Here is a 23,573-nt window from a genome sequence, read left to right on the forward strand (position 1 = left end):
AGCTGGCTTGCCTGCGATGCGGTGTATCAGTTACGTCGCGCTGATGCTATCGCAGGCAAGCCAGCTCCCACATTGACCGAGGTGAGTCATTCTTCGGTGGGCGGGCTCAACCGAATCCGTCGATTTTCCTGAAACCAGTGCAGGGCAATCAGGAACAGCGTCGGTACACCCAGCAGGCAGGTGATCAGGAAGAAGTTGTGGTAGCCGAACTTCTCCACCATCACCCCTGAATAACCGCCAATCAGGCGCGGCAGCAACAGCATGATCGAGCTGAGCAGCGCATATTGGGTGGCGGAGAACTTGAGGTTGGTCAGGCTCGACAGGTAGGCGACAAACGCCGACGTGGCAAGGCCGGAACTGAAGTTGTCCAGCGAGATGGTGAAGATCAGCATCTGCAGGTCGGGGCCCATGTCTGCAAGCATCACGAACAACAGGTTGGTGCCGGCCGAGGCCACGCCGCCGATAAACAGGATCGGCAGGATCCCGAAGCGTACGATCAGCAAGCCGCCCATGCCGGCGCCGAGCAGGGTCATGATCAGGCCGAAAATCTTGCTCACTCCGGCAATCTGGTCCTTGGTGAAGCCCTGGTCGATGTAGAACACGTTGGCCATCACACCCATCACCGTGTCCGACATGCGATAGGTGGCGATCAGCCCCAGCAGCAGCAAGGCTTGCCAGCGGTAGCGCAGGATAAAGTCGTTGACCGGCGTCAGCACCGGCGCCAGGCCGCGTCGGCCCATGGTCGACAGGCACAGCGTGGTCAGGATGATATAGAGGATGGCGCGCAGGAAGGCGCGGTCTTCCATCAACAGCTCCCACAGGCTGACGCCGTGGAACAGGACGCTGGCAAAATCGGTGTTGTAGAGCTGGGTGAACATCGCCGGGACGGACACCAGCAACACGATCAGTACAAACACCGAGACCAGCTGATGCACGAAGCTGTAGCGGCCGGCCTGCAACTGCGTGCGCAGTGGCACATTGGGTTCGCGCATGAACAGAGTGGTCAGCAGCGCCGGAATCATCAGCAGGCCGAACAGCACGTAGGTGCCGGTCCACGCCGAGTGCTTATAGTTGAAACCGGTCGAGCCGAAGCCTTCGGCAAAGAACAGTGCACCGGCGGTGGCCAGCAGGGCGGCGATGCGATAACCGGACATATAACTGGCGGCGAGGGCAGCCTGGCGGCTGTCGTCGGCGATTTCCAGGCGATAGGCGTCTACCGCGATGTCTTGAGTGGCCGAGGCGAAGGCGACGATCACAGCAATCGCAATCAGCCACGACAAGTGCTTTTGCGGGTCGCAAAAGCCCATGCCGATCAACCCGAGGATCACCAGCGTCTGGGCCAGCACCAGCCAGGAGCGACGTCGTCCGAGTTTGCCGAGCAGCGGCAAACGCCATTGGTCGAGCAGCGGTGACCAGACCCATTTGAAGGCATAGGCCAAGCCGATCAGGCTCGCATAACCGATGGTCTCGCGGGCCACACCGGCCTCGCGCAACCACACTGAAAGCGTCGAAAACACCAACATGTAAGGCAAGCCGGCGGCGAAACCGAGCAACAACAGCACTAACGTCGAGGGGCTGGCATAGGCGGCGAGCGCGGCGCGCCAGGTTTTACGGGGCATGGGCTGGAGTCTGCCTCAGATTTGCGGAAACAAAGCGCGCACTCTAACCGCTGTGCTCTACCGGGCGCCAGCCATGACGCTGAATATCAACGCGATTGTTCAGGATACTGACACCTTCGCTGCGTAAACGCGCACGTTGTTCGTCACCTGAGGCACTGCCCACTGGCAGACTTATCCGACCACCGGCACCCAGCACCCGGTGCCAGGGCAACCGGGTGTCCTCGGGCAACTGGCTCAGCGTGCGCCCGACCCAGCGGGCCGCCCGGCCCAGCCCGGCCAGGTGCGCCAGTTCGCCGTAACTCACCACGCAGCCTTTGGGCACTTGCGCCAAGGTCAGGTACAACGCCGTACGGCGCATTTCTGCCGGGCTTTGCGCAATATCGGCGGGTTGATTCACTGTGGGCATCGTCAGGGTCTTTGTAAGAAGCGTCTGTAATCATGCTGTTGAGAATTGAACTCAATATAAATACTTGAGTCAGTCGTAGCTATCTAACACGATAGCGCCCCCTTTTCGCCAACCCTGAGCCCCGAATACGCTTATGTTGTCCAGAACCCTGCTGTGCCTCGCTGTTTTCAGCGCCTCCACGCCCCTGCTCGCTGATACCGTGTGGTTAAAGAACGGTGACCGCCTGACCGGCAAGATCAAAGTCTTCGACGGTGGCAAGTTGCTGATTCAGACCAGTTACGCAGGGGCCATCCCGGTGGATTGGAAGCAGGTGAAAACCCTGGAAAGTGACCAGGAGCTACTGGTCAAGCAGGACGCGTACAGCGGTGAGAAGGCCAAATCCCTGAGAGCTGCGGATGACGGCAAGGTGGTGCTGGCCAATGGCGAGGCGCCCAAAACCGTGGAACTGGCCAGCATCCAGCAAATCCTCAAGCCCAAGCCGGTCATCGAAGACCTGGTGTGGAAGGGCAACGTCGACCTGGCGCTGGACTACAAGCGTGCCGACAAAGACACCAACGACTACGACGTGGACTTCAAGACCACGGCCCGTCACGGCCAGTGGCGCCATACCGCGCAGGGCGAATACAACCGCGAGTTCCAGGACGACGTCACCACCACCGACAACTGGGCGCTGGAATATGACCTGGACCGTTTCATCACCGAGCATTGGTTCTGGCAAGGCCGCCTGACCTACAAGCGCGACAAGGTTGAAGACTTGTCCCGCCAGCGTACGGTCGGTACCGGCCCTGGCTACCAGTTCTGGGACGATGAACTGGGCGCGTTCTCCCTCGGTTCGCTGGTTAACCGCACCGATTACGAATATGCCGACGGCGGCAAATCCAATTTCTACTCGCTGGCCATGAAGTGGAACTACAACCGCTACCTGGTGGGCAAGACCGTGGAGTTCTTCACCAACGGCGAGGTGGGCAAGCCGCTCGCCGGGCCGTCCGATTACTCCCTCGATGCGCAAATGGGCCTGCGTTACAAGGTCACCGAATGGGCGTCCCTCAACCTCAAGGCTGAACGCGACATCATCAGTGGCGAATCGCAAAGCAGCCTGAGCAAGACCCGGTACACCGCAGGGTTCGGTGTGGCCTGGTAAGTGCACTCTGGCAACCTGCGCGGATATTGATTACCTTGTGTTGAGATCCATTCCCATATGCTGTGGGCGGCGGAAAACCCGAGGAGTCATACGTTGAGCGCGCACGTTGCCAAGAACGCCCGAGAGCTGTTGCTCAAGGAATACCGTGGGGCTCTCTCCACATTGTCCAAAGCCATGCCCGGGTTTCCCTTCGGCTCGGTCGTGCCGTATTGCCTCGACGAGCAGGGCCGCCCGCTGATCCTGATCAGCCGTATCGCCCAGCACACCCATAACCTGCAGAAAGACCCCAAGTGCTCGCTGCTGGTGGGTGAGCGCGAGGCCGATGACGTGCAGGCAGTGGGGCGCCTGACCTACCTGGCTGAAGCCGAGAAACTGGAAGACGCTGCTGCCATTGAAGCGGCTGCCGAGCGTTATTACCGTTACTTCCCCGATTCGGCCAACTACCACCAGGCTCACGATTTCGACTTCTGGGTACTTAAGCCGGTGCGTCACCGCTATATAGGCGGGTTTGGTGCGATCCACTGGGTTGACCACCTGACACTGGCCAACCCGTTTGCAGGCAAGGCTGAGCGCAGCATGGTCGAGCACATGAACGCCGACCACACCAAGGCCATTGCCCATTACGTCGCGCTGACCGGCTTGCCGACCTTTGAACCCGCGCAACTGGCCGGCATCGACAGCGAAGGCATGCACCTGCGCATTGGCCAGTCGCTGCATTGGTTGCCGTTCGCGACGCCTTGCAACACTCCGACACAAGTACGCGAAGCCCTGGTTTCATTGGCTCACGCTGAGGTCTGGCCGAAAAAAGAGCCTGCCAACGCTTGAATTCACGAAATGGCGACGTCATCTAAGGTGGACTGGCAAGGCATTCTTGCGTTGAGGAACCATTTGATGCGCCCTTTTTTATTGCTCTTTCTGCTGTTCCCGGTGCTGGAGCTGTTCGTATTCGTTCAAGTCAGCAGTGCAATCGGGTTTTTCCCGGCACTGTTATTGATCATTCTCGGCTCGATGCTCGGCGTTCTGGTGCTGCGCGTCGCCGGCTTGGCCACAGCGTTGCGTGCGCGTGAAAGCCTGAACCGCGGCGAACTGCCCGCTCAAACGATGCTGGAAGGCCTGATGATGGCCCTGGCCGGTGGCCTGTTGATCCTGCCGGGTTTCATCAGCGACGTGGTCGGCCTGGTGATGTTGCTGCCGGTCACTCGCAAGCTGCTGGCTCGCAAGATGCGCCAGCGCGCCGAAGAAGCGGCGATTCGCCAGCGTGCGTTCGCCGATGACCTGCAACCCCGTGGTGGCCCGGCTCCGCGCCCGCCGTTGGGACGCGAGGGCGATGTGATCGAAGGCGAATTCGAACACCGCGACAGCAAATAACCGCTTTATTGGCACGGCACCTTCGGGTGCCGTGTTGCTTTTATGCTTCGGCAAACATAAAAAATTTCCGCCGCGGCCCCTTGTAATAAGCTTATGCGCCCTTATGTAACGGTCACCGCAAGGTTTCTGGTGGCGACACCAGACAGACTTCCGCGTCTTGCTTGGCGAGGCGTGACCGGCACAGCCGGAATACAACCCGCCGGTACCGATACCGGCCGATGAAAAACACAATTAGGAGAGATCGACAATGAGCAAGCTTCGTCCTCTGCACGACCGCGTCGTTATCCGTCGCAGCGAAGAAGAAAAGAAAACCGCTGGCGGTATCGTTCTGCCAGGTTCGGCTGCTGAAAAGGCCAACCACGGTGTGATCGTCGCTGCAGGCCCAGGCAAGACTCTGGAAAACGGTGAAGTGCGTGCGCTGGCCGTTAAAGTCGGTGACAAGGTTGTTTTCGGCCCTTACTCCGGCAGCAACACTGTGAAAGTTGACGGCGAAGACCTGCTGGTAATGGCTGAGAACGAAATTCTCGCTGTACTGGAAGGCTGATTTTCCCGCTCATTTTTCCGTTACTCCAAAGAATTTAAGGAATATCGATCATGGCTGCTAAAGAAGTTAAATTCGGCGATTCCGCCCGCAAAAAAATGCTCACCGGTGTCAACGTCCTGGCTGACGCAGTAAAAGCGACCCTGGGCCCTAAAGGCCGTAACGTGATCATCGAGAAGAGCTTCGGCGCTCCGACCATCACCAAGGACGGCGTTTCGGTAGCAAAAGAAATCGAACTGGAAGACCGTTTCGAGAACATGGGCGCGCAGCTGGTCAAAGACGTTGCCTCTCGTGCCAACGATGACGCAGGCGACGGCACCACCACCGCTACCGTTCTGGCTCAAGCTATCGTCAACGAAGGCTACAAAGCCGTCGCTGCCGGCATGAACCCGATGGACCTCAAGCGCGGCATCGACAAGGCGACCATCGCTGTTGTTGCTGAGCTGAAAAACCTGTCCAAGCCATGCGCTGACACCAAGGCTATCGCTCAGGTCGGCACCATCTCCGCCAACTCCGACAGCTCCATCGGCGACATCATTGCCGAAGCCATGGAAAAAGTCGGTAAAGAAGGCGTGATCACCGTTGAAGAAGGCACTGGCCTGGAAAACGAACTGTCGGTTGTAGAAGGCATGCAGTTCGACCGTGGCTACCTGTCCCCGTACTTCGTCAACAAGCCAGAAACCATGGTTGCCGAGCTGGACAGCCCGCTGATCCTGCTGGTCGACAAAAAGATCTCCAACATCCGCGAAATGCTGCCAGTGCTGGAAGCCGTTGCCAAAGCCGGCCGCCCACTGCTGATCGTTTCCGAAGACGTTGAAGGCGAAGCCTTGGCGACGCTGGTCGTGAACAACATGCGTGGCATCGTTAAAGTCGCAGCCGTCAAGGCTCCAGGCTTCGGCGACCGTCGCAAGGCCATGCTGCAGGACATCGCTGTTCTGACTGGCGGTACCGTTATCTCCGAAGAGATCGGCCTGAGCCTGGAAAGCGCCACTCTGGAAAACCTGGGTAGCGCCAAGCGCGTGACCATCTCCAAGGAAAACACCATCATCGTTGACGGTGCTGGCGTAGACCAGGACATCCAGGCTCGCATCACTCAGATCCGTGCCCAGGTTGCCGAAACTTCCTCGGACTACGACCGTGAAAAACTGCAAGAGCGTCTGGCCAAGCTGTCCGGCGGCGTTGCAGTGATCAAGGTTGGCGCTGGTTCCGAAGTTGAAATGAAAGAGAAGAAAGCCCGGGTTGAAGACGCCCTGCACGCAACCCGTGCAGCCGTTGAAGAAGGCGTGGTACCTGGCGGTGGCGTTGCGCTGATCCGTGCTCTGGAAGCTTTGGTTGACCTTAAAGGCGACAACGCTGACCAGAACGTGGGCATCGCTGTACTGCGTCGCGCCGTTGAAGCGCCACTGCGTCAGATCGCTGCCAACTCCGGCGACGAGCCGAGCGTTGTGGTCAACGAAGTCAAGAACGGCAAAGGTAACTACGGTTACAACGCTGCCACTGGCGTCTACGGCGACATGATCGAAATGGGCATCCTGGACCCTACCAAGGTGACCCGTTCGGCATTGCAGGCAGCGGCCTCCATCGGCGGTCTGATCCTGACCACCGAAGCTGCGATCGCTGATGCACCGAAGAAAGAAGGCTCGGCTGGCGGCGGTATGCCAGACATGGGCGGCATGGGTGGCATGGGCGGCATGATGTAAGCCAGCCTTACCCGGCACCTGAAAAACCCCGCCTGCAGTGATGCAGGCGGGGTTTTTTTATGCGCGGTATTTGCCGCCGGCACGCCGGTCAGCGCGTGCTCACCTGCGGGATGACTTCCTTGGGTGCCTTCCAGCTCAGCAATTGTTGCTTGAAGCCGTAGCTCGCGCCTTGGTAGTAGGTGATTGCGCGCTGGATCAACGGGTCGTCACTGCCCACACGCAACTCCTGGCTCTCACCCAGCGCCTGGTCATGGCGACGCAGGCCCTGACGCGGGCTGAGGATCGCCAGGTCATTGCCGTCAAACAGCCCAAGGTGTTGGTAGTTGCCGATGACGACGCGCGGCGGCAGCGGATTGTCCTGCAACAGGTTGCGGCCGAAGAAGGTTGACTCGTAGCTCAGGTTGATCAGGCCCAGCAAGGTGGGCGCCAGGTCGATCTGGCTGGCCAGTTGTGCGGTTTCACGCGCTTCAATCAGCTTGGGTGCATAGATGAACAGCGGGATCTGGTAGTTGGCGACAGGCAGGTCCTCTTTGCCTGCGCTGCCGGCGGTGTGGTCGGCGACAAACACGAAGATCGTGTTATCGAACCAGGGTTTCTGGCGTGCCGCATTGAGGAACTCGCCGATGGCGTGGTCGGTGTATTTCACCGCGCCGTCACGGCCATTGCCGGACTTGATATCAATGCGCCCTTCCGGATAGGTGTAGGGGCGATGATTGGAGGTGGTCATCAGTTGCAGCAAGAAGGGTTGCTGTTTGGCGTAATCGGCGTCGGCCAGCTTCAGGGTTTGCCGGTAGAGGTCTTCGTCGGCCATGCCCCACGCGTTTTTGAACGAGATTTCTGATTCGGCCACGCTGCTCTGGTCCACTACCCGGTAACCGTTGCCACTGAAAAACGCGTTCATGTTGTCGAAGTAACCACGCCCGCCGTAGACAAATACGCTGTCGTAGCCGATGGCACTGAGGTGTTGGCCGAGGCTGGCGAAACCGCTTTCACGCCCGATACGTTTGACAATCGAGCGGCCTGGCGTAGGGGGAATCGCCAGCGTGATCGCCTCCAGGCCACGGTCTGTACGGGTGCCGGTGGCATAAAAGTTACTGAAGTACAGGCTTTGTTTGCGCAAGGCGTCCAGATTGGGCGTGAGGTTGCGCCCATCGCCGTTGCTGCCCATGTACTTGGCGCTGAAGCTTTCGATGGTCACCAGCACGATGTTGGGTTTGCGCAATGTGCCGGGGTTGGTGATTGCCCTGCGTATGTCCAGCGGGTCAGTGCCGACGAAGCGCGCATTGGGCTCACTGAGTTCGGCGCGCAATTGCCTGGCGACGACGTCGTCAGGCAGGCTTTTGTAGAACTGTGTGTAATCGAGCTCGTTGTTTCGGAATGCGGCGAAAAACTGATACGGGCCATTGCTGGCCAATTCATTGTTGTAAGCGTTACCGCCCTGGGCGCGTGGGCTGTCCTGGCTGATCAATTGCAGGCTGAGCCCGGCGGCGATCAATAAGCCCAAGGCATTCAGCAGCCGCCCACGCATGGGCGGCAGAGGCGCGCGCATCGCCGCGTTGAAGGGTTTGCGCAGGGCCAGGCTCAACACAATCGCCAACATCGCCAGCAAACTGAGCAGCTTGCCGATCGGGTAGGACTCCAACAGGTTGTTCAATACCTCATTGGAGTACACCAGGTAATCGACGGCGATAAAGTTGAAACGCACGCCAAACTCATCCCAGAACAGCCACTCCGCAACCGAGGTGAACAGCATCGCGAACAGGCTGACTGTCAGCACGGCCTGCAGGAACCAGCGATGGCCGCGGCGATGCCACAGCGCGGGCGGGCACAGCAGCAAGTACAGGCCCAGCGGCAGGGCGGCGTAGGTGAGAAAGCCCAGGTCGTAGAGCAAGCCGACGCCAAACACCGGCAGCAGGTTGCCACCGACTTCGTCCAGGTGCGTGACGAGCAGCACACCGCGGGTGATCAGGAAAATAACCAGCCAGGTGCCGGTGACGAGCAGCAGAAAGCGCATAGGCGCTGTTTTGAGAAACCCCATGTCTATGTTCCTTATATCGATGGGCGGTGATCTTCGGCCTGACACTGTAGTCAGTTTGTGAAGCTATAGTGAAAAACTTGTTGGTTTATCTTATTGGTTGAAAACCTTTATCGACACGGCTCTGAGGTCTATCCCTGAGCCACACTTGGCCTTAAGCTGCGCGAGCCAACACGGCCGTTACCGCGTACGGAGACACTGCCCATGCGAATTTTATTGGTTGAAGACAACCGCGATATTCTGGCCAACCTGGCCGATTACCTGGGGCTAAAGGGCTACACCGTGGACTGTGCGCAGGACGGTTTGTCGGGCCTGCACCTGGCCGCTACCGAGCATTACGACTTGATCGTGCTCGACATCATGCTGCCTGGCATCGATGGCTATACCTTGTGTAAACGCCTGCGTGAAGACGCGCGCCGCGACACGCCGGTGATCATGCTCACCGCCCGCGACCAGTTGGATGACCGGCTGCAGGGCTTCAAGTCCGGCGCCGATGATTACTTGCTCAAGCCGTTCGCCCTGTCGGAGTTGGCCGCCCGCATTGAAGCCGTGCTGCGCCGTGCCCAGGGTGGCGGCCGCCGCGCCCTGCAAGTCGGCGACTTGAACTACGACCTCGATACCCTGGAAGTCACCCGCGAGGGGCGCCTGCTCAAACTCAACCCCGTGGGCCTGAAGTTGCTCGCGGTGTTGATGCAAAAAAGCCCGCATGTGCTGCGTCGCGAAATTCTCGAGGAAGCCTTGTGGGGCGATGACTGCCCGGACAGCGACAGCCTGCGCAGCCACGTCCACCAATTGCGCCAAGTGATCGATAAACCCTTCGCCAAGCCGCTGCTGCAAACCGTGCACGGTGTGGGTTATCGCCTGGCCGAGGGTCGTGATGGAGTTTAAGCAAAGCCTTGCCCAGCGGATCATCATCGCCTTTGCCTTGATGAGTGCGTTGGTGGCAGGGGCGTTCGCCATGGGCATTGTTGCGACCGTGCACCTGGTAGAAGAAAAACTGATTTCGGCGGGCTTGGGCGGCGACCTGCAACGGCTGTTGTTGATGGACAGCGTCGAGGACTGGAGCCACCGGCCGGAGCCCGATCAGCTGTTCTATTTCAGTGGTGGGCGCGGGGATTTCGAGCTGCCCAAGGATTTGCGGCACCTGGAACCCGGCTTTCATGAGGTGTTCCGCGAGGCGCTGTCGTACCACGCCATGGTCGAAGTGGTGGATGGCCGTCGGTATGTCCTGCTGCAGGACCAGAGCGACTTCGAGGAGCGCGAGCGGGTTTTATTTGCCGTGGTGCTGGTGGGCTTCGTGCTCAGCCTGGCGCTGGCGGTGTTCCTTGGTTGGGTGTTGGCGCGCAAAGTGATGGCGCCGGTGGTGCGGCTCGCTCGTCAGGTGCGTCATCGCGACCAGTTGCTGGGCCTGGCGCCACCGCTGGCACCCGATTATGCGGCGGATGAAGTCGGCGAACTGGCCGTGGCCTTCGATGCCACGCTGGGGCGTCTGCGTCAGGCGTTATCACGCGAGCAATTGTTCACCAGTGACGTCAGCCATGAATTGCGCACGCCTTTGATGGTGCTGGCCAGCTCCTGCGAACTGTTGCTGGAAAACCCGGCGATCGATCAGCGCGGCCGCAATCAGGTTGAGCGCATCGCGCGCGCCTGCGAAGAAATGCGCGAGCTGGTGCAGACCTTCCTGATGCTGGCGCGTGCCGAACACGATGAAGCGGCCATGTCGCCGCAGGTCACGCTGCCGCAGGTGGCGGACGATTTGCTCGGCATCTGGCGCGAGCCGATCGAGCGCAAAGGCCTGGCGTTGATCTACCAGCCAGGCAACCCTTCGGACGCGCGCTACAACACCACTTTTCTCCACGCCGTTATGGGCAACCTGCTGCGCAATGCCCTGCATTACACCGAACAGGGCTTCATCCGCCTGACCCTCGAACCCAGCGGTTTTGTGGTGGAGGACACCGGTGTAGGGATTCCCGAAGACAAGCGTGAGGCGATGTTCGAGCCGTTCGTGCGCGGCAGCGAAAAGCGCGGCGAAGGGCTTGGCCTGGGTTTGTCGCTGGTGCAGCGTATCTGTGAGAACCAGGGTTGGACGGTCAGCCTCAGCACGATGGAACCCAACGGCTGTCGTTTTCACGTGCAGTTGAGTCAGGTCAAGCCCTGACACTTGCCCCTGCCGTTATCCTGCCAGACATCCCCGTAAATCGGCGAAGATGGCCCCATGCTATTGCTTGTGTCTGTAAAGTCTTGAAATGTATGAGATTGGACAGGACAAGTTTTTCACAACGGGTTGACCTGTTGATCACAGTTCGCTGCATAAGGTTGTAGGCATCAGCTACTGGAGATCCGTTGATGTCTACCCCGATCAAGCTCGATTTTTCTGAAAAGTACGACGATCAGCACGCGCAAAATTATTTGCTCAAGCATCAGGACAATCTGGCTCGCCGGTTGTCCCACAAGCGCGACGAGCAATTGGCGCGGGGTGCGCTGGCCATGGCCGGCGAACCTGGCCTGGTGCTGGACCTGCCGTGCGGCGCCGGGCGCTTCTGGCCGCTGTTGGCTGAGAAACCCAACCGTGTGATTATCGGGGCCGATAATTCAGCGTCGATGCTCAAGGTCGCGACCGTTGCTCAGCCAGCGGACGTGGTGAAACGGGTACGACCCTTGCAGACGTCTGCCTTTGATATCGATTTACCGGATAACTCGGTCGACAGTATTTTCTGCATGCGCTTGCTGCACCACATTGGTGATCCGGCGCACAGGATGACAATACTGCGAGAATTTCAGCGGGTTACCCGTGACAGCGTGATTGTTTCGTTGTGGGTGGATGGCAATTTCAAGGCCTGGAAACGCAAACGCGCCGAAGTGAAACGTCGCAACAAAGGTGAGCAAGAAGGTTACCAAAACCGGTTTGTGTTACCGGCTGCTACTGTCGAGGCAGAGTTTGAGCAGGCCGGTTTCCGTGTTCAGGAATCCCTGGACTTCATACCGCTCTACGCCATGTGGCGAGTATATGTATTGCGTAAGAGGTAACAGGATGGCAGTTGAGTGCGTAGTAGGCAGTCATGTAGCTCCCGAAGAACGATTCGATTTTTTCTGGCGCCTGCAGGGCGAGTGGGTTGAAGAACCCAATCGCCGACGTGGCGGTGAAAGTGGTGTGCAACGCGTGATGAGCCCCAACGGCCGCTTGCTTTACAGCAAACGCCAGACCGGTCACATCTATCGCAGCTGGCTTCACCCGTTCGGGCACCCGACCGTACTGCGTGAGCGTGATGCCCTCAGGGGTTTGCGTTCATTGAATGTACGCGTGCCGGAGCTGGTGTTCTGCGAGGCACGTCGCGACCCTGAACATCAATGGAAAGCGTTGTTGGTGACTGCGTCGCTCGACGGTTTCGACGAAATCGAAAACTGGTACGCCGCCGGTGGTCGTGAGCAATACGGTGAGGCGGTGCATGAGCGCTTGCTCAAGGAATTGGCGGGCACCCTGGCACGTATGCACAAAGGCCGCTGGCAGCATGGCTGCCTGTACATCAAGCACGTGTTCGTACGCGTAACCGGCGAAGGCGACTCGGCCAAAGTAGAAGTGGCGTTGCTGGATTTTGAAAAATGCCGGCAGCGTTTGACCGCTTATCGGGCGGCGTCCCATGACATGCTGCAACTGCGGCGCCATTCGTCGTGGAACGATACCGACTGGAAAAAACTCAGCTACTTTTACGAGACGGCGTTTGGCAGCGCTATCAAGGGTTTAACCAGATGAAGCTAGAAATAGCACGAGGTTTGTTCCTGGTCGGCGCGTTGGGCATTTCAGCCCTGGCACTGGCTGCCTGGGAGCTGCCTCGGACACAAGTGCTCAGTGCGGTGCAAGGGGGCGGGCAATGTCCGTTACCGCGCATCGCCAAGGCGAATGTGGCGGTCAAGCCTGATCATGAGTTGTTGTTGTTCATGTTCGGGATGTCTCAGGGCATGAGGCCGCAGAGCTGAATAAAGCGTTGAACAGATTCAAACCCCCGAGAAAGGGCCTTGCGATGCGAGGTCCTTTTTTTGCCTGTTGATTTGGGGCCCAGCATCTGTCCGTGGCCGCAGTCACGGACGGGTGCCGATTTCAAATCACGTGCAGATGGTTATCCCAAAACCCGGACGGCAGCTCCAACGGCTTAGCCACCAACTGCTTTTGGCGGCAGTCGTAGAAACGGCAGCGTCCCTGGCCTGAAGTCACCACAAACCCGTCCGCTACCGCACCCACGCCGGCGCAGTCGGGCAAAGGCCCATCCAGGCGCAGTTCGCCGCTGTCCATGTCCCAGATAAAAAAGCGATTGCCCCGTGGCGCCGTCAGCGCGACCAGGCGTAACTCACTGTGCACTGCGACGCTGGCGGTGTAATGCCCCATCGCCTGCAGTTGCTCATCCGCCACCGGGAACGCCACAAACGGCTGCCCCGGTCGCTTGATCGCCAGCAACTCGGACCGTTCCTGAGACGGCCCCATGAACTGCTGCCCCGTGAGAATTGTGCCGTCGCCGGCAATCCCCATATGACGCACGCTGTTCATCTGCTGGGCCAGGGTTTCCTTGCTGATCAACCGGCCATCGCGATGCATCAATACCAGGCTTGGCTCCATTGCATTGAGGTTCATCTCAACCCGGCTTTCAGCCTCGGTGCGAATCCCGCCGTTGGCCACCACCAGGGTTTCTCCGTCGGGCATCCACGAGACCTGGTGCGGCCCGATACCGTGGGTGGACATCTCGCCGCTGTGCACCAGCCGTTCGCCTTCGAACTTATACACACCCAGCAACCCACGGCCCGGGTCGGACGTGTCGTTCTCGGTGGCATACAACCAGTCGCCGCTCTTGTGGATCACCGCATGCCCATAGAAATGGCGATTGGCATTCGACGTGATGGTCTGCAGCAACGCGCCATCACGCAGGTTGATCAAGTAACTCTCAGTGCCCGGGCGACGGGCCACAAACAGTGCAATTGGCAGCGTCGGGTGGTTGATGATGTCGTGGCAACGCTGGCCAACCTGGGTGGCAAACACCTGCTTGCCGTCCAGGTGATAACCCACGGCGTAGTGCTTGCCGTCCGCATCATCCCGTGCGGACAGCAGCAGCGGGCTGTTCGAGCCCTTCTGCTTGAACAGCGTCCAACCGCCCAACGTGAGCGCGCTGAGCAGCAGGCTGCCCACCGCCAAAGCCTGTCGCCTGAGCATCATCAGTCACCGTCGTTGGCGTTAAAGCCCAGTTGGATGCCCAGCGCTTTGGCCAGCTCACCTTCGTGCAGGCGGTGGACCACGTTGAGGCTGTCGTAAATGTCGTTGAGCTGCTGGCGGCCGGCGTCGTCGGCCAACATTTCATTGAGCGTGCGCTGATTGCTGGCGAACAGCTTCAAAGACGCGGCGTAGGCGGCGTCGATCTTGTCGGCCAACGGCTTCTGCTCCGACGGCAACAAGCCACGCAGGCCTTTGTTGTCGACGCCGGCCCATACGGTCTGGGCCGCAGCCAGGCTGGCTTCCAGGCTTTGCAGGGACGACTGGCTGCGCCACGCATCGGCCTGGAACGGTTGCGGGATGCCCTTGGTCTGGCGACCCATCGGCGTGCCGAGTTTTTTCTTCAGCGTGTCCAGCGCAGTGACTTGCACGCGCAGCAGGTCAGCGATGGCTTCGTGGGAATCGGCGTAGCGCTGGTTGGGGAACTTGGTCATCTGCGCGAGCATGCCGTCGGTGCTGTTCCAGCTCGCCAGGATCTCTTCAGCCAAGGCTTTCTGGCGCTCGCCGATGGCGACCAGCAGTGGGCAGTAACGGGCTTTCTGGGCTTCGTCGGCGACGTCGGTCTTGGCGTCGTAGAGGATGTATTCGTAGGCCGACAGGCCTTGTACCACCACGCTGGACTTGGCCAGGGCCGCGCCGTCGATCTGCGGCTGGGCGGTGACCAGTTGTTCGACTTGGCGGCCGACCAGGTTTTTCTTGTCCGGCCAGAACTGCACTTGCCACGAACGGTTGCCCTCGGCCAGCGGGCCGATCAGCAGCGGTTGCAGCTCGGCCCAGGCTTTTTGCGCGTGGAGGAAGTCGGCGCGGGCGGTCTCCAGGCTTTCTTTGCCCTGGCAGTAGGCGAGGGCGCTGACGGCCAGTTGGCGGTCGGCTTCAACCCAACGACTGTAGGTCGGCAGGATCACTTGCTTGGCGATGGCCGCCGAGGTCACCGCTTGCGGGTCCTGCGGCGAGCAGGCGCCGAGGGCGAGGGCGGCCAGGCTGGTGAACAACAACTTGGGACGAAACATGTCGAGCTCCCTTCTGTAAGTGCGGCAAAGCTTATAAAGAATTCAGGAACGCCAGCAACGCGGCACGCTGCTCGGCATTAAAGGACAGCACATGCTGCTGCGCCGCGTGTGCTTCACCGCCATGCCACAGCACGGCTTCGAGCAGATTGCGGGCGCGGCCATCATGTAAAAACTGGGTGTGGCCACTGACGGTCTGTGTCAGGCCAATGCCCCACAACGGCGGCGTGCGCCAGTCGCGGCCACCGGCCTTGAATTCGCTGCGGTTGTCGGCCAGGCCTGCGCCCATGTCGTGCAACAGCAGGTCGCTGTAAGGGCGAATCACTTGGTTGGCCAGTTCGGGTTCGGCGGCGGCTGCGGCCGTGGTGAACGTGGGTTTGTGGCAGCCCTGGCAACCGGCTTGGTAGAACAGGTTTTTGCCGGCCAGTACCTGCGGCGTGTTGACGCCACGGCGCACCGGCACGGCGAGGTTGCGGGTGTAGAACAGCACCAGGCGCAGGATGTTATCGCTGACTTCCGGCTCGCCATCGGGGCCATTGCCGTTGGGGGCCTGTTTGCAGGCGACCTGGGCGTCGGTGCAGTCATCAAAGGGTCTCAGGGACGTGGTGAGGCCCATATCACCAGAAAACGCGTGAACATTTTGTTGATTGAGGTTGGGCTGCCCGGCTTTCCAGCCAAAGCGCCCGAGCACGGTTTTCTGCTGGGCGTCATCCCAGACCCAATTGGCGCGGCCGACGAGGGCTTCTTTGTCGGCCGTTTTCGGGTCGGTGTTGCGCAGCACATCGGCGTCGCTGATGGCTTCGAGCAAGCCCAGGCCGATCATGGGCGGGGCGACGCGCGCCGAGAAAAGTGTATCCGGACGCATCGGGCCGTAGCCGAGCTGGGTGATGTGCAGGTCGGGCTTGCGCAGCTCGACCACGGTACCGTCCTTGAACGTTACGTTGACCGCTGTGTAATCCACGCGCACCTTGCCTTCCGGCGCCACGCCCGGCACGGCCATGTCCTGCAATTGCCCGCCGTAGACCGGCTCGGGCACTACGCCGAGCTGCTCGATGATTTTGGCGTAGGGCGCCGGCTCTGTCATAGGCACGGGAATCGACAGGCGCACCAGCATCGACACCGCATTGGGCGCGTCGGGCAACGGTGGGTGACCCCGGCCGTCCTTGATGTGGCAGTTCTGGCAGGCGTTGGTATTGAACAGCGGGCCCAGGCCGTCGCGCGCGGTGGTGGTGGACGGCGCGATCACCCACGGGCTGCGAAAGAAGCTGTTGCCGACGCTGAAGTCCAGGCGACGGGTCGGCGCCAGGTTGGCCGAGGGCAGGGAAAAGGCGTTCTGGTCGCGCTTGTTCACCGTCGTCGCGCCGCCGGCTCGCGCTTCACCAGGTTCGGCCTTGGTGAAACGTGGGGGGTCATCGCAGGCGGTCAGGCTCAAGGCCATCAACGCTGCGGACAGGCGAAAAAGCGAACCGAACATCAAGTTTCCTGAAGCAATGGCCAAAATTAGGCCGCAAAGTCTAACAGGGCGGGGCTCAATGAATAAGAGCAATTATCGTTTGGTCGAATCCGATTCATTCCCGCTAGAATGGCCGCACATTTTTCTCTGGAGGTGGCCAATGCAGGCTCTCGACGCTTTGCTCAACCGTGTTTCCGTGCCGCGTTTGCTGGAACCGGCACCGACCCAGGAGCAGCGCGATGTGCTGTTCGCCGCCGCCATGCGTGCGCCGGACCACGGCCAGTTGCGCCCATGGCGTTTTCTCACCGTCGAAGGCGCGGCCCGCGAGCAGATGGGCACGCTGCTGGCCGAAGCGGCGCGCCTGCAAGACGCCGACGCGCCGCAAGCCGCCATCGACAAAGCCCAGAACGGCCCACTGCGCGCGCCGTTGGTGGTGGTGGTGATTGCCCGCCTGCAAGAACACTTCAAGGTGCCAAAATCCGAGCAACTGCTGGCGGCTGCGTGTGCGGCCCACGGTATTCTGCTGGCGGCTTATGCACAGGGCATTGGTGCCGTGTGGCGCACCGGGGAATTGTCTTACTCGGCTCACGTCGCCAAAGGCCTGGGGCTGACGGCGGATGAGGAGGTGATTGGCTTCCTTTATCTGGGCACGCCGCAGAACCCGCCGCGTGTTGCGCCGAAGGAAGATGTGGCGGCGTTTGTTCAGGCCTGGACTGGCCTTTAAACCTCTGCAGTTCTGCTCTTTGTGGGAGCTGGCTTGCCTGCGATAGCGGTGTGTCAGCCATAAAGGTATGGACTGACCCACCGCCATCGCGGGCAAGCCCGGCTCCCACAGAGACCTCTATCGGTTTCAGCAGTGGTGTTACACCTTGAACTGATCCATCAACTTCATCTGCTGGCTGGCCAAGGCATTCAGTTGACTGCTGATGGCCGCCGACTCGGTGGCCTGGCCAGTCAGGGTTTCGGTCACGGTGCGAATTGCCGAGACATTGCGATTGACCTCTTCGGCCACGGCGCTCTGCTGCTCGGCGGCGCTGGCGATTTGCAGGTTCATGTCGCTGATAACTGTGACCGCGTCGCTGATCTTGCCTAACGCCTGCACGGCCTGATGGATCTGCCCGGCATTGCTCTGGGCCTGGTGCTGACTGGAATGCATGGTTGCCACCACGCCACGGGTGCCGCTTTGGATGCGCTCGATCACCAGGCGAATTTCTTCCACCGAATCCTGTGTGCGTTTGGCCAGGTTGCGCACTTCGTCGGCCACCACCGCAAACCCACGCCCGCTTTCCCCGGCGCGCGCCGCTTCGATGGCGGCGTTGAGGGCCAGCAGGTTGGTCTGCTCGGCAATGCTGCGGATCACTTCCAGCACCGAACCGATCTGCTCGCTGTTCACCGCCAAGGCCTCAACCTCGCTCACTGCCTTGCTGACTTCTTCGGCGAGGGTGGTGATGTCGCGGGTGCTCTGCTCAATGATCGACATGCCCTCGCGTGCTGACTGGTCCGCGCCGCGTGCCGCGCTGGCTGCGTTGGACGCGCTGTTGGCCACGTCGTGGGCGGTGGCGCTCATTTCATTGGACGCCGTGGCAACCTGGTCGATTTCGCGGAACTGCACCTGCATGCCTTCGCTGGTCTGGCGCGCGATGGCTGATGACTGATCAGCCGTGCCGCGTGCTTCGGTGATGCTTTGTTTGATCTGCGCGATGGTCGGTTGCAGCTTGTCGAGAAAGCGGTTGAACCAGTTTGCCAGTTCGCCCAGTTCGTCTTTTTTGGCGTAAGTCAGGCGCTGGGTAAGATCGCCTTCGCCGCTGGCGATGTTCTTGAGCATTGCGGCCACGGTGTTGATCGGGCGGGTCACGCCGGTGGCGGTCAGCCAGATCAGCACCAGGCCCAGCAATGCGGCGGCGGCGCCGACCAGCAAGGCCTTGAGCGTGCCGGCTTCCTGGGCGTTGTCGAGGACGCCTTGCAGTTTCAAGGTGTCAGCCAGCATCACGTTCTTGGGCAGTTTGATCACGATGCCCCAGGACTTGGCTTCGGCAATCGGCTTGACCGGGTACACGGCGCGGATCGTGTCGTCTTGCTCGCGGATCGTGCGCGTGTCGTTGGCCAGCAATTGCACAATCTCTTTGCCCTCGGCGCCCAGGGTGTCGATCAGGTTTTTGCCGACCCGCGCCGGCTCGCCGCTGTAGGCCGCGATCAAGCCGGTGCTGGAGAGAATCTCCAGGTGCGCGGCGCCGTCGAAGAGTTCTTTTTGTGCTGCGTCGGTCACCGCCTGCAGGGTGTTGAGGGCCAGGTCCACGCCGACCACGCCGATGACCTTGCCGTCGACGACCAACGGCAGCGAGAGGGTGGTCATCAGCACCTGCTTGCCGGCCACGTCGTCGGAGTACGGGTCAAGCAGGCAAACAGTGCGCGTGTCCCGTGGGCAGGTGTACCAAATGTTGTAGGGCGTACCGCTGAGATTGAGGGTGGTTTTGGTCAGGTCTTCCTCGACCATCACCGTGTTCAGGCCTTCACCGGCGGCGCGGCTCCAGTAGCTCGAAAAGCGGCCTTTTTCATTCGAGACGCGGGCCTTGTCGTTGACAAACTCGCTGTCCTTGCCATCCAGGCCATTGGGTTCGAACGACAGCCAGATTCCCAGCACCTTGGTGTTGCGCTCAAAGGCGGTCTTGAGGCTCTGGTTGAGCTCTTCACGCAGGGCACCCGCTTCCAGCCCGCGCTTGGCGGCGGTGGTGCGCAGGCCCTTGATCTGGTCGGCCAGTGCGGTGACCACCACCAGGCTTTCGCCAAAGGTCTTCTGCAGCTGTACCGCCTGTTCACCGGCCTTGGCTTTCAACAGGTTCTGCACACTGTTGGTGAGCATTCGCGAGCTTGAATCGCTGACCAGCCGGTTGTTCTGATCGGCTTCGTAGAGGTTGATGCCGACGACCAGTGCAATCACCCCCAACAGGCAGAGGCCGGACAGCAGCACGATTTTCAAGCGGATAGAGAGGGTGTCGAACATAGGTTCACTCGCGATTGGACTTATTGACCTGCAAGCAGGGCGAGCCAAGTCCATTCGGCGCTATGTCCGGAACATCGGCGTAACGAGATGTTTCATGAGGGAAAGGCGATGAGCGGTAGGAAAAAGACTACACGCCGCGCTATACGGGGGCTGCAAGCCGTTCCGGGCGTGACCATATCCACAGGTTGCCCAGGCTCATGCCGGCGATTGCCAGGTAGATCGGCCAGCCGTGATCGAGCATCACCAGCATCAAACCGGCGCACAGCAGCATGCTGACGGTGGCGCTGACCTTGGCACGGCGCGCGATGATCTTGCCGTTGCGCCAATTGAACAGGATCGGCCCGAACAGCCGGTGGTTTTCCAGCCAGGCACTCAGGCGCGGCGAACTTTTGGTCGCGGCCCAGGCGGCAAGCAGGATGAATTCAGTGGTGGGCAAACCCGGTATGACAATCGCCACCAACCCAATGCCCAGGCTGACGTAGGCCAGCAGGCCGAAGAGGATCTGCGCGATTTTTGAGGTGGATTGGGTTTTGCCGGTCATGCTGAAGCTTATCTGCTGAGGAGGTTACAAATTATTTGAATTGGAATGCGCTCAAATGTGGGAGCTGGCTTGCCTGCGATAGCGGTGGGCCAGGCACCGATGTGTAGACAGGCAGTCCGCCATCGCAGGCAAGCCAGCTCCCACATTGAGCCAGTGTTTATCGGAACATTTACGCCAATTCAGGGGCGCTAGCGTACGCCTGTTCCAGCAGCACGGTGAAGCGCACAAACGCGTCGATTGCACCTTTTTCTACTGCGGCTTCTTCTTCGGCGCTGAACTCAAGGCCGTCGAGGGTACGCGTAAAGCTTTTCCAGCCTTCAGCACGGCCACCGGCCGGCTCGCCGAGGTGACGGGCGCCGAAGGTTTCGCTCAGGCCCAGGCCCACGGCGCGTTTGATCAGGAACGCGGCGCCCAGCTTGGAGCCTTCGGAGACGAACAGCCAGCCCAGGGCTTCGGCCTTGCTCGGGTTCTTGACAGCGCCGGCGACCGGTGCAGGCACTTCAGTGTCCAGGTCGCCGAGGTCCAGCTTGGCGGCTTCGGCGCGGCAGCGTTCAGCCAGGTCGGGGACTATCTTGATCAGCTCAGGGTCGTTGTACAGCGCCACCAGTTCCGATTGGAACAGGTACTGCGCGACCACGAAGCGGGCGAAGTTGGCTTGGGTTTCGAACGGGGCGTGGGCTTTGACCAGCGCATCGAGCTTGGTGTGGGGCGCGTTGGTGATCTGGTTCAGGCGCTGGGAGCGCAGGCTTGGGCGTTCTGCGGTAGGGGAAGCGGTCATCGAAAAAGTCCTTGAGAAGAGTAGCGCCTGGGTGCCCTAAAGAGAGCTGTTATCAACTAGACGAACAAGAAGACGCGGCACAGTAAAAAATCCTCACCTCGCCGGTGAAATTCCGGCGAGGTGAGGAGGCGGCATTTGGGGTGAAGGGCTATCAGATGTCCCAGATCAGGTTGATCGCGAAGTTGCGGCCGGGCTGGGTCAGGCGGTCGAGGTTGGCGGGCGCTGTCACGCCGGCTTCGCCGACGCCGTCGTAGCTGCGCACGTCATCCCAGTTCCAGTACTTTTTGTCGGTGAGGTTGTAGAGGCCGCCGTTGATGGTCACATCGTCGGTGACTTTGTAGTAACCGGTCAGGTCGACGATGCCGAAGCCTGGCGTTTTGAACGGCGCACTGGTGCTGCCATCCGGTGCGTGGAAGGTGGTGCTGTCGACGCGGTTCTGTTTTTTGACCAGCGTCCAGCTGACCAGCGCGCCATATTGTTCTTGCTCGTAGCCCAGGCCGAACACGCCTTTAAGCGGGTTGACACTGTTGAGCGGCTCGCTGTTGTCGTCGTTGCGGCCGTAGGTGTAACCGACCGAGCCTTGGGTGTAGAGGCCTTGCGGTGCGCCGAACGCGTCGAGGTTCAGGCGGCCCTTGGCTTCAACCCCTTTGATGGTGGCGTGCTTGATGTTGTTGGCTTCGAAGGTTTGTACGTCACCGCCGGCGACCGAGGCGTCTTCGTCGATAAAGTTGCGGTACTTGTTGTAGAACACCGCGATGTCGAAAGAGCCCTCGTCGAAATTGCCGCGAATCCCGGTTTCGATGCCCTTGCTGGTTTCCGGCTTGAGGTTCGGGTTCGGCTCGACGGTATAGCCCAGGTTAAGGTTTTCAAAGCGACCATAGAGCGCCTTGGCCGATGGCGTGCGGAAACCCTCGGCGTATTGACCGAACCAGGTGTATTGCTCGGTCAGCGCATAGGTCAGGCCGAATTTGGGCGTTACACGGTGCCAGGTTTTTTCTTTGTCGCTGACCGGGTAGGCGCCGGTCGGGTTTACGGTGTTGAGGAATTCCTGGGTCAGCTTGGGTTTGAGCTGGGTGTAGTCATAGCGCACTGCCGGCAGGAAGGTCCATTTGTTCCAGGTGATCTGGTCCTGGGCGAACAGCGAGTAGGTGTTGATGGTCGGGTCCGGGAAGTCGCTGGATTTTTTCACGCTGTCGCTGGCTTGTGGGCTGGGTGCGCCGATGGCTGTGCAACCCGAGCCGACGGCGAGGCAGGAGGCCGAGCCTTCGCGCGAGCCGGTGACCTTCTGCTGTTTGAGTGTGGTGCCATAGGTCACTTGGTGATCGGTTTCACCGAGGTTGAAAGCCTTGTCCAGTTGGGCGTCGAAGACCCACTGTTTTTCTTCGTAAAGCGTGTCACGGGTGCGTAATACGCGACGGCCCGCCTGGTAGATTTCGGCGGTGGTCTGGTCGGTCTTGGCAATCTGGTAGTTCAGGCTGGTCTTGATGCGATCGGCAATCGGCGACTCGATGGCAAAGGTGTTTTCCAGGCCGAAGCGCTCGCGAGTGATGGTGTCGTTGCCCGAGCGGGCGCGGTACAAATTCATCCCGCGACCGCCGATGAACGGGCCGCCCACGGCGTTTTTCAGGTTAACGTCGCGGTCATCCTTGAACTTCTCGTAGGTCAGGCCCAGTCGGTTGTCATCGCCATAATTCCAGCCCAATTTGGCCAGGATATTGGTGGTGCGCGCGTCTTCCGGGTTGGCACCGGTGCGGGCCAGGCCGGTGGCGTTGTTGCCGTCGTAGGATTCCATTTCATGGCCATTGCGCTGGCTCAAGTGCAGCAAACCGTCGAAGTCCTGCACGCGGCCGGCAACGGTGCCGGAGGTCAGCCAGCTGTTGTCGGCGGAGCTGTAGCCGGTTTTCAGGCGGGCGCCGACGTCCTGGCCGGGCTTGATGATGTCGTCCGGGTCGAGGGTGAAGTAGCTCACCGCGCCGCCGATGGCGCTGCTGCCGTACAAGGCCGAGGCCGGGCCACGCAGGATTTCCACGCGCTTGACGATTTCCGGGTCGACGTAGTTGCGGCGCGTCTTGGCGTAGGGGCCGTTGAAGAAGTTGTCCGGCACTTCGACGCCGTCGACTTGGGTGAGGATGCGGTCGCCGTCGATGCCGCGAATGTTGTAGCCCGCGTTGCTGGCGCGGGTGCCTGCGCCGCCGACTGACACGTTGGGCTCGTAGCGCACCAGTTCACGGATGGTGTTGACGTTCTGGCGGTCCAGTTCCTGGCGATCATGCACAGTGACCGTGCTGGGCACGCTGTTGACGTCCTGTTCGTTACGCGTGGCGCTGATGGTCACCTGTTGCAGGTTGAGCACGCTGCCGGCTGCGCGTTTTTCCAGCACGATATTGTTAGTGCCCAGTTTGCGATAGCTCAGGTTGGTCCCCACCAACAACCGGTCCAGGGCTTTTTCGGGTGACAGCGGGCCGCGTGCGCCAGGGGACGAGACACCTTGGCCCAGCTCTGCTGGCAGGCCGACTTGCCAGCCGGTCACGGCGGTAAACGCGTTCAGCGCCGAGACCAACGGCTGCTGCTCGATGCTGAAATTGTAGTTGCCGTGGCTGCGGGCAACCGGCTCGGCGGCAGTGGCGGCCATGACTGGCGCGCTGGCCAGCAGCATGGCAGCGGTCAGCAATGACAGGACGGGCGAAGAAGACCGGCGGTTGAAACGAGAGGACATCGAGAGCGCTCCG

21 protein-coding genes are annotated in these 23,573 nt (G+C 60.4%); 11 read left to right on the top strand and 10 right to left on the bottom strand.

Translation table 11 applies throughout. The features are described from left to right. Nucleotides 1–86: 86 nt before the first annotated feature. Together ACM530_RS16000 and ACM530_RS16005 are read right to left on the bottom strand one after the other, a co-directional pair. Nucleotides 87–1,619: an AmpG family muropeptide MFS transporter gene (locus ACM530_RS16000; RefSeq protein ID WP_242199923.1), complete on the bottom strand. Its 1,533-nt coding sequence runs from the start codon at nucleotides 1,617–1,619 to the stop codon at nucleotides 87–89. A 43-nt stretch (nucleotides 1,620–1,662) separates the two neighbouring features. Next, a complete protein-coding gene (locus ACM530_RS16005) occupies nucleotides 1,663–2,025 on the bottom strand; it encodes an MGMT family protein (RefSeq protein WP_416362657.1) in 363 nt (120 codons plus the stop codon). A gap of 133 nt (nucleotides 2,026–2,158) precedes the next feature. Here ACM530_RS16005 and ACM530_RS16010 point away from each other — a divergent pair, with 133 nt between their 5' ends. The 5 genes from ACM530_RS16010 to groL all read left to right on the top strand — a co-directional run bounded on the left by ACM530_RS16010 (nucleotide 2,159) and on the right by groL (nucleotide 6,775). Beyond that, nucleotides 2,159–3,166, top strand: coding sequence for a DUF481 domain-containing protein (locus tag ACM530_RS16010; RefSeq protein ID WP_416362658.1), 1,008 nt, complete (start codon nucleotides 2,159–2,161; stop codon nucleotides 3,164–3,166). Between the two features lie 93 nt (nucleotides 3,167–3,259). Continuing rightward, nucleotides 3,260–3,991 (top strand): HugZ family protein, encoded by a 732-nt coding sequence (locus ACM530_RS16015; protein WP_416362659.1) that lies wholly within the window; start codon nucleotides 3,260–3,262, stop codon nucleotides 3,989–3,991. A 66-nt stretch (nucleotides 3,992–4,057) separates the two neighbouring features. After that, nucleotides 4,058–4,534 carry an FxsA family protein gene (locus tag ACM530_RS16020; protein WP_416362660.1) on the top strand — a complete coding sequence of 159 codons (477 nt, stop codon included), beginning with the start codon at nucleotides 4,058–4,060 and terminating at the stop codon, nucleotides 4,532–4,534. A 247-nt stretch (nucleotides 4,535–4,781) separates the two neighbouring features. Further along, entirely contained in the window at nucleotides 4,782–5,078 is a 297-nt protein-coding gene (locus ACM530_RS16025; RefSeq protein WP_017846112.1) for a co-chaperone GroES, read from the top strand. 50 nt (nucleotides 5,079–5,128) lie between these two features. Next, nucleotides 5,129–6,775: a chaperonin GroEL gene (groL, locus tag ACM530_RS16030; protein ID WP_106578329.1), complete on the top strand. Its 1,647-nt coding sequence runs from the start codon at nucleotides 5,129–5,131 to the stop codon at nucleotides 6,773–6,775. An 88-nt stretch (nucleotides 6,776–6,863) separates the two neighbouring features. Here groL and ACM530_RS16035 read toward each other — a convergent pair whose 3' ends face one another. After that, nucleotides 6,864–8,813 (bottom strand): LTA synthase family protein, encoded by a 1,950-nt coding sequence (locus ACM530_RS16035; RefSeq protein ID WP_369302110.1) that lies wholly within the window; start codon nucleotides 8,811–8,813, stop codon nucleotides 6,864–6,866. A 201-nt stretch (nucleotides 8,814–9,014) separates the two neighbouring features. Here ACM530_RS16035 and colR point away from each other — a divergent pair, with 201 nt between their 5' ends. The 5 genes from colR (at nucleotide 9,015) to ACM530_RS16060 (ending at nucleotide 12,785) form a co-directional block, all read left to right on the top strand. Next, entirely contained in the window at nucleotides 9,015–9,698 is a 684-nt protein-coding gene (gene colR, locus ACM530_RS16040; RefSeq protein WP_003208587.1) for a two-component system response regulator ColR, read from the top strand. Further along, nucleotides 9,688–10,968, top strand: coding sequence for a sensor histidine kinase (locus tag ACM530_RS16045; RefSeq protein ID WP_416362661.1), 1,281 nt, complete (start codon nucleotides 9,688–9,690; stop codon nucleotides 10,966–10,968). The genes colR and ACM530_RS16045 overlap by 11 nt, the downstream gene beginning before the upstream one ends. 188 nt (nucleotides 10,969–11,156) lie before the next feature. Continuing rightward, nucleotides 11,157–11,837, top strand: a complete 681-nt coding sequence (locus ACM530_RS16050; RefSeq protein WP_416362662.1) for a class I SAM-dependent methyltransferase — start codon at nucleotides 11,157–11,159, stop codon at nucleotides 11,835–11,837. 4 nt (nucleotides 11,838–11,841) lie between these two features. Further along, nucleotides 11,842–12,561: a lipopolysaccharide kinase InaA family protein gene (locus ACM530_RS16055; protein WP_416362663.1), complete on the top strand. Its 720-nt coding sequence runs from the start codon at nucleotides 11,842–11,844 to the stop codon at nucleotides 12,559–12,561. Then, nucleotides 12,558–12,785 (top strand): hypothetical protein, encoded by a 228-nt coding sequence (locus tag ACM530_RS16060; protein WP_145165438.1) that lies wholly within the window; start codon nucleotides 12,558–12,560, stop codon nucleotides 12,783–12,785. The genes ACM530_RS16055 and ACM530_RS16060 overlap by 4 nt, the downstream gene beginning before the upstream one ends. A gap of 121 nt (nucleotides 12,786–12,906) precedes the next feature. Here ACM530_RS16060 and ACM530_RS16065 read toward each other — a convergent pair whose 3' ends face one another. The 3 genes from ACM530_RS16065 to ACM530_RS16075 are packed head-to-tail and all read right to left on the bottom strand — an operon-like array spanning nucleotide 12,907 to nucleotide 16,545. Then, entirely contained in the window at nucleotides 12,907–14,007 is a 1,101-nt protein-coding gene (locus ACM530_RS16065) for a DUF1513 domain-containing protein (RefSeq protein ID WP_416365098.1), read from the bottom strand. Nucleotides 14,008–14,009: 2 nt separating this feature from the next. Beyond that, a complete protein-coding gene (locus ACM530_RS16070) occupies nucleotides 14,010–15,074 on the bottom strand; it encodes an imelysin family protein (protein ID WP_145165436.1) in 1,065 nt (354 codons plus the stop codon). Between the two features lie 31 nt (nucleotides 15,075–15,105). Continuing rightward, complete coding sequence (locus tag ACM530_RS16075) at nucleotides 15,106–16,545, bottom strand: di-heme oxidoredictase family protein (RefSeq protein ID WP_416362664.1); 1,440 nt, start codon at nucleotides 16,543–16,545, stop codon at nucleotides 15,106–15,108. A 139-nt stretch (nucleotides 16,546–16,684) separates the two neighbouring features. Between ACM530_RS16075 and ACM530_RS16080 the strand changes: the two genes are divergently transcribed. After that, entirely contained in the window at nucleotides 16,685–17,248 is a 564-nt protein-coding gene (locus tag ACM530_RS16080) for an NAD(P)H nitroreductase (RefSeq protein WP_242199932.1), read from the top strand. A 138-nt stretch (nucleotides 17,249–17,386) separates the two neighbouring features. On the opposite strand, the gene ACM530_RS16085 is transcribed toward ACM530_RS16080, so the two are convergent. The 4 genes from ACM530_RS16085 to ACM530_RS16100 form a co-directional block, all read right to left on the bottom strand. Then, on the bottom strand, nucleotides 17,387–19,525 hold the full coding sequence (locus ACM530_RS16085; protein WP_416362665.1) for a methyl-accepting chemotaxis protein: 2,139 nt from the start codon (nucleotides 19,523–19,525) through the stop codon (nucleotides 17,387–17,389). 139 nt (nucleotides 19,526–19,664) lie between these two features. Continuing rightward, nucleotides 19,665–20,066: a YbaN family protein gene (locus tag ACM530_RS16090; protein WP_145165428.1), complete on the bottom strand. Its 402-nt coding sequence runs from the start codon at nucleotides 20,064–20,066 to the stop codon at nucleotides 19,665–19,667. Nucleotides 20,067–20,235: 169 nt separating this feature from the next. Beyond that, on the bottom strand, nucleotides 20,236–20,844 hold the full coding sequence (locus ACM530_RS16095) for a biliverdin-producing heme oxygenase (RefSeq protein ID WP_145165426.1): 609 nt from the start codon (nucleotides 20,842–20,844) through the stop codon (nucleotides 20,236–20,238). Between the two features lie 151 nt (nucleotides 20,845–20,995). Further along, nucleotides 20,996–23,560, bottom strand: coding sequence for a TonB-dependent receptor (locus ACM530_RS16100; RefSeq protein ID WP_416362666.1), 2,565 nt, complete (start codon nucleotides 23,558–23,560; stop codon nucleotides 20,996–20,998). Nucleotides 23,561–23,573 lie beyond the last annotated feature (13 nt).

The sequence above is a fragment of the Pseudomonas sp. NFX183 genome (assembly GCF_047943075.1).
Lineage (GTDB): Bacteria > Pseudomonadota > Gammaproteobacteria > Pseudomonadales > Pseudomonadaceae > Aquipseudomonas.

Coding starts and splice junctions, on each gene's coding strand:
- ACM530_RS16000 (WP_242199923.1), bottom strand. CDS start 1,619: ATGCCCCGTAAAACCTGGCGCGCCGCGCTCGCCGCCTATGCCAGCCCC.
- ACM530_RS16005 (WP_416362657.1), bottom strand. CDS start 2,025: ATGCCCACAGTGAATCAACCCGCCGATATTGCGCAAAGCCCGGCAGAA.
- ACM530_RS16010 (WP_416362658.1), top strand. CDS start 2,159: ATGTTGTCCAGAACCCTGCTGTGCCTCGCTGTTTTCAGCGCCTCCACG.
- ACM530_RS16020 (WP_416362660.1), top strand. CDS start 4,058: ATGCGCCCTTTTTTATTGCTCTTTCTGCTGTTCCCGGTGCTGGAGCTG.
- ACM530_RS16025 (WP_017846112.1), top strand. CDS start 4,782: ATGAGCAAGCTTCGTCCTCTGCACGACCGCGTCGTTATCCGTCGCAGC.
- groL (WP_106578329.1), top strand. CDS start 5,129: ATGGCTGCTAAAGAAGTTAAATTCGGCGATTCCGCCCGCAAAAAAATG.
- ACM530_RS16035 (WP_369302110.1), bottom strand. CDS start 8,813: ATGGGGTTTCTCAAAACAGCGCCTATGCGCTTTCTGCTGCTCGTCACC.
- colR (WP_003208587.1), top strand. CDS start 9,015: ATGCGAATTTTATTGGTTGAAGACAACCGCGATATTCTGGCCAACCTG.
- ACM530_RS16045 (WP_416362661.1), top strand. CDS start 9,688: ATGGAGTTTAAGCAAAGCCTTGCCCAGCGGATCATCATCGCCTTTGCC.
- ACM530_RS16050 (WP_416362662.1), top strand. CDS start 11,157: ATGTCTACCCCGATCAAGCTCGATTTTTCTGAAAAGTACGACGATCAG.
- ACM530_RS16055 (WP_416362663.1), top strand. CDS start 11,842: ATGGCAGTTGAGTGCGTAGTAGGCAGTCATGTAGCTCCCGAAGAACGA.
- ACM530_RS16060 (WP_145165438.1), top strand. CDS start 12,558: ATGAAGCTAGAAATAGCACGAGGTTTGTTCCTGGTCGGCGCGTTGGGC.
- ACM530_RS16065 (WP_416365098.1), bottom strand. CDS start 14,007: ATGCTCAGGCGACAGGCTTTGGCGGTGGGCAGCCTGCTGCTCAGCGCG.
- ACM530_RS16070 (WP_145165436.1), bottom strand. CDS start 15,074: ATGTTTCGTCCCAAGTTGTTGTTCACCAGCCTGGCCGCCCTCGCCCTC.
- ACM530_RS16075 (WP_416362664.1), bottom strand. CDS start 16,545: ATGTTCGGTTCGCTTTTTCGCCTGTCCGCAGCGTTGATGGCCTTGAGC.
- ACM530_RS16080 (WP_242199932.1), top strand. CDS start 16,685: ATGCAGGCTCTCGACGCTTTGCTCAACCGTGTTTCCGTGCCGCGTTTG.
- ACM530_RS16085 (WP_416362665.1), bottom strand. CDS start 19,525: ATGTTCGACACCCTCTCTATCCGCTTGAAAATCGTGCTGCTGTCCGGC.
- ACM530_RS16090 (WP_145165428.1), bottom strand. CDS start 20,066: ATGACCGGCAAAACCCAATCCACCTCAAAAATCGCGCAGATCCTCTTC.
- ACM530_RS16095 (WP_145165426.1), bottom strand. CDS start 20,844: ATGACCGCTTCCCCTACCGCAGAACGCCCAAGCCTGCGCTCCCAGCGC.
- ACM530_RS16100 (WP_416362666.1), bottom strand. CDS start 23,560: ATGTCCTCTCGTTTCAACCGCCGGTCTTCTTCGCCCGTCCTGTCATTG.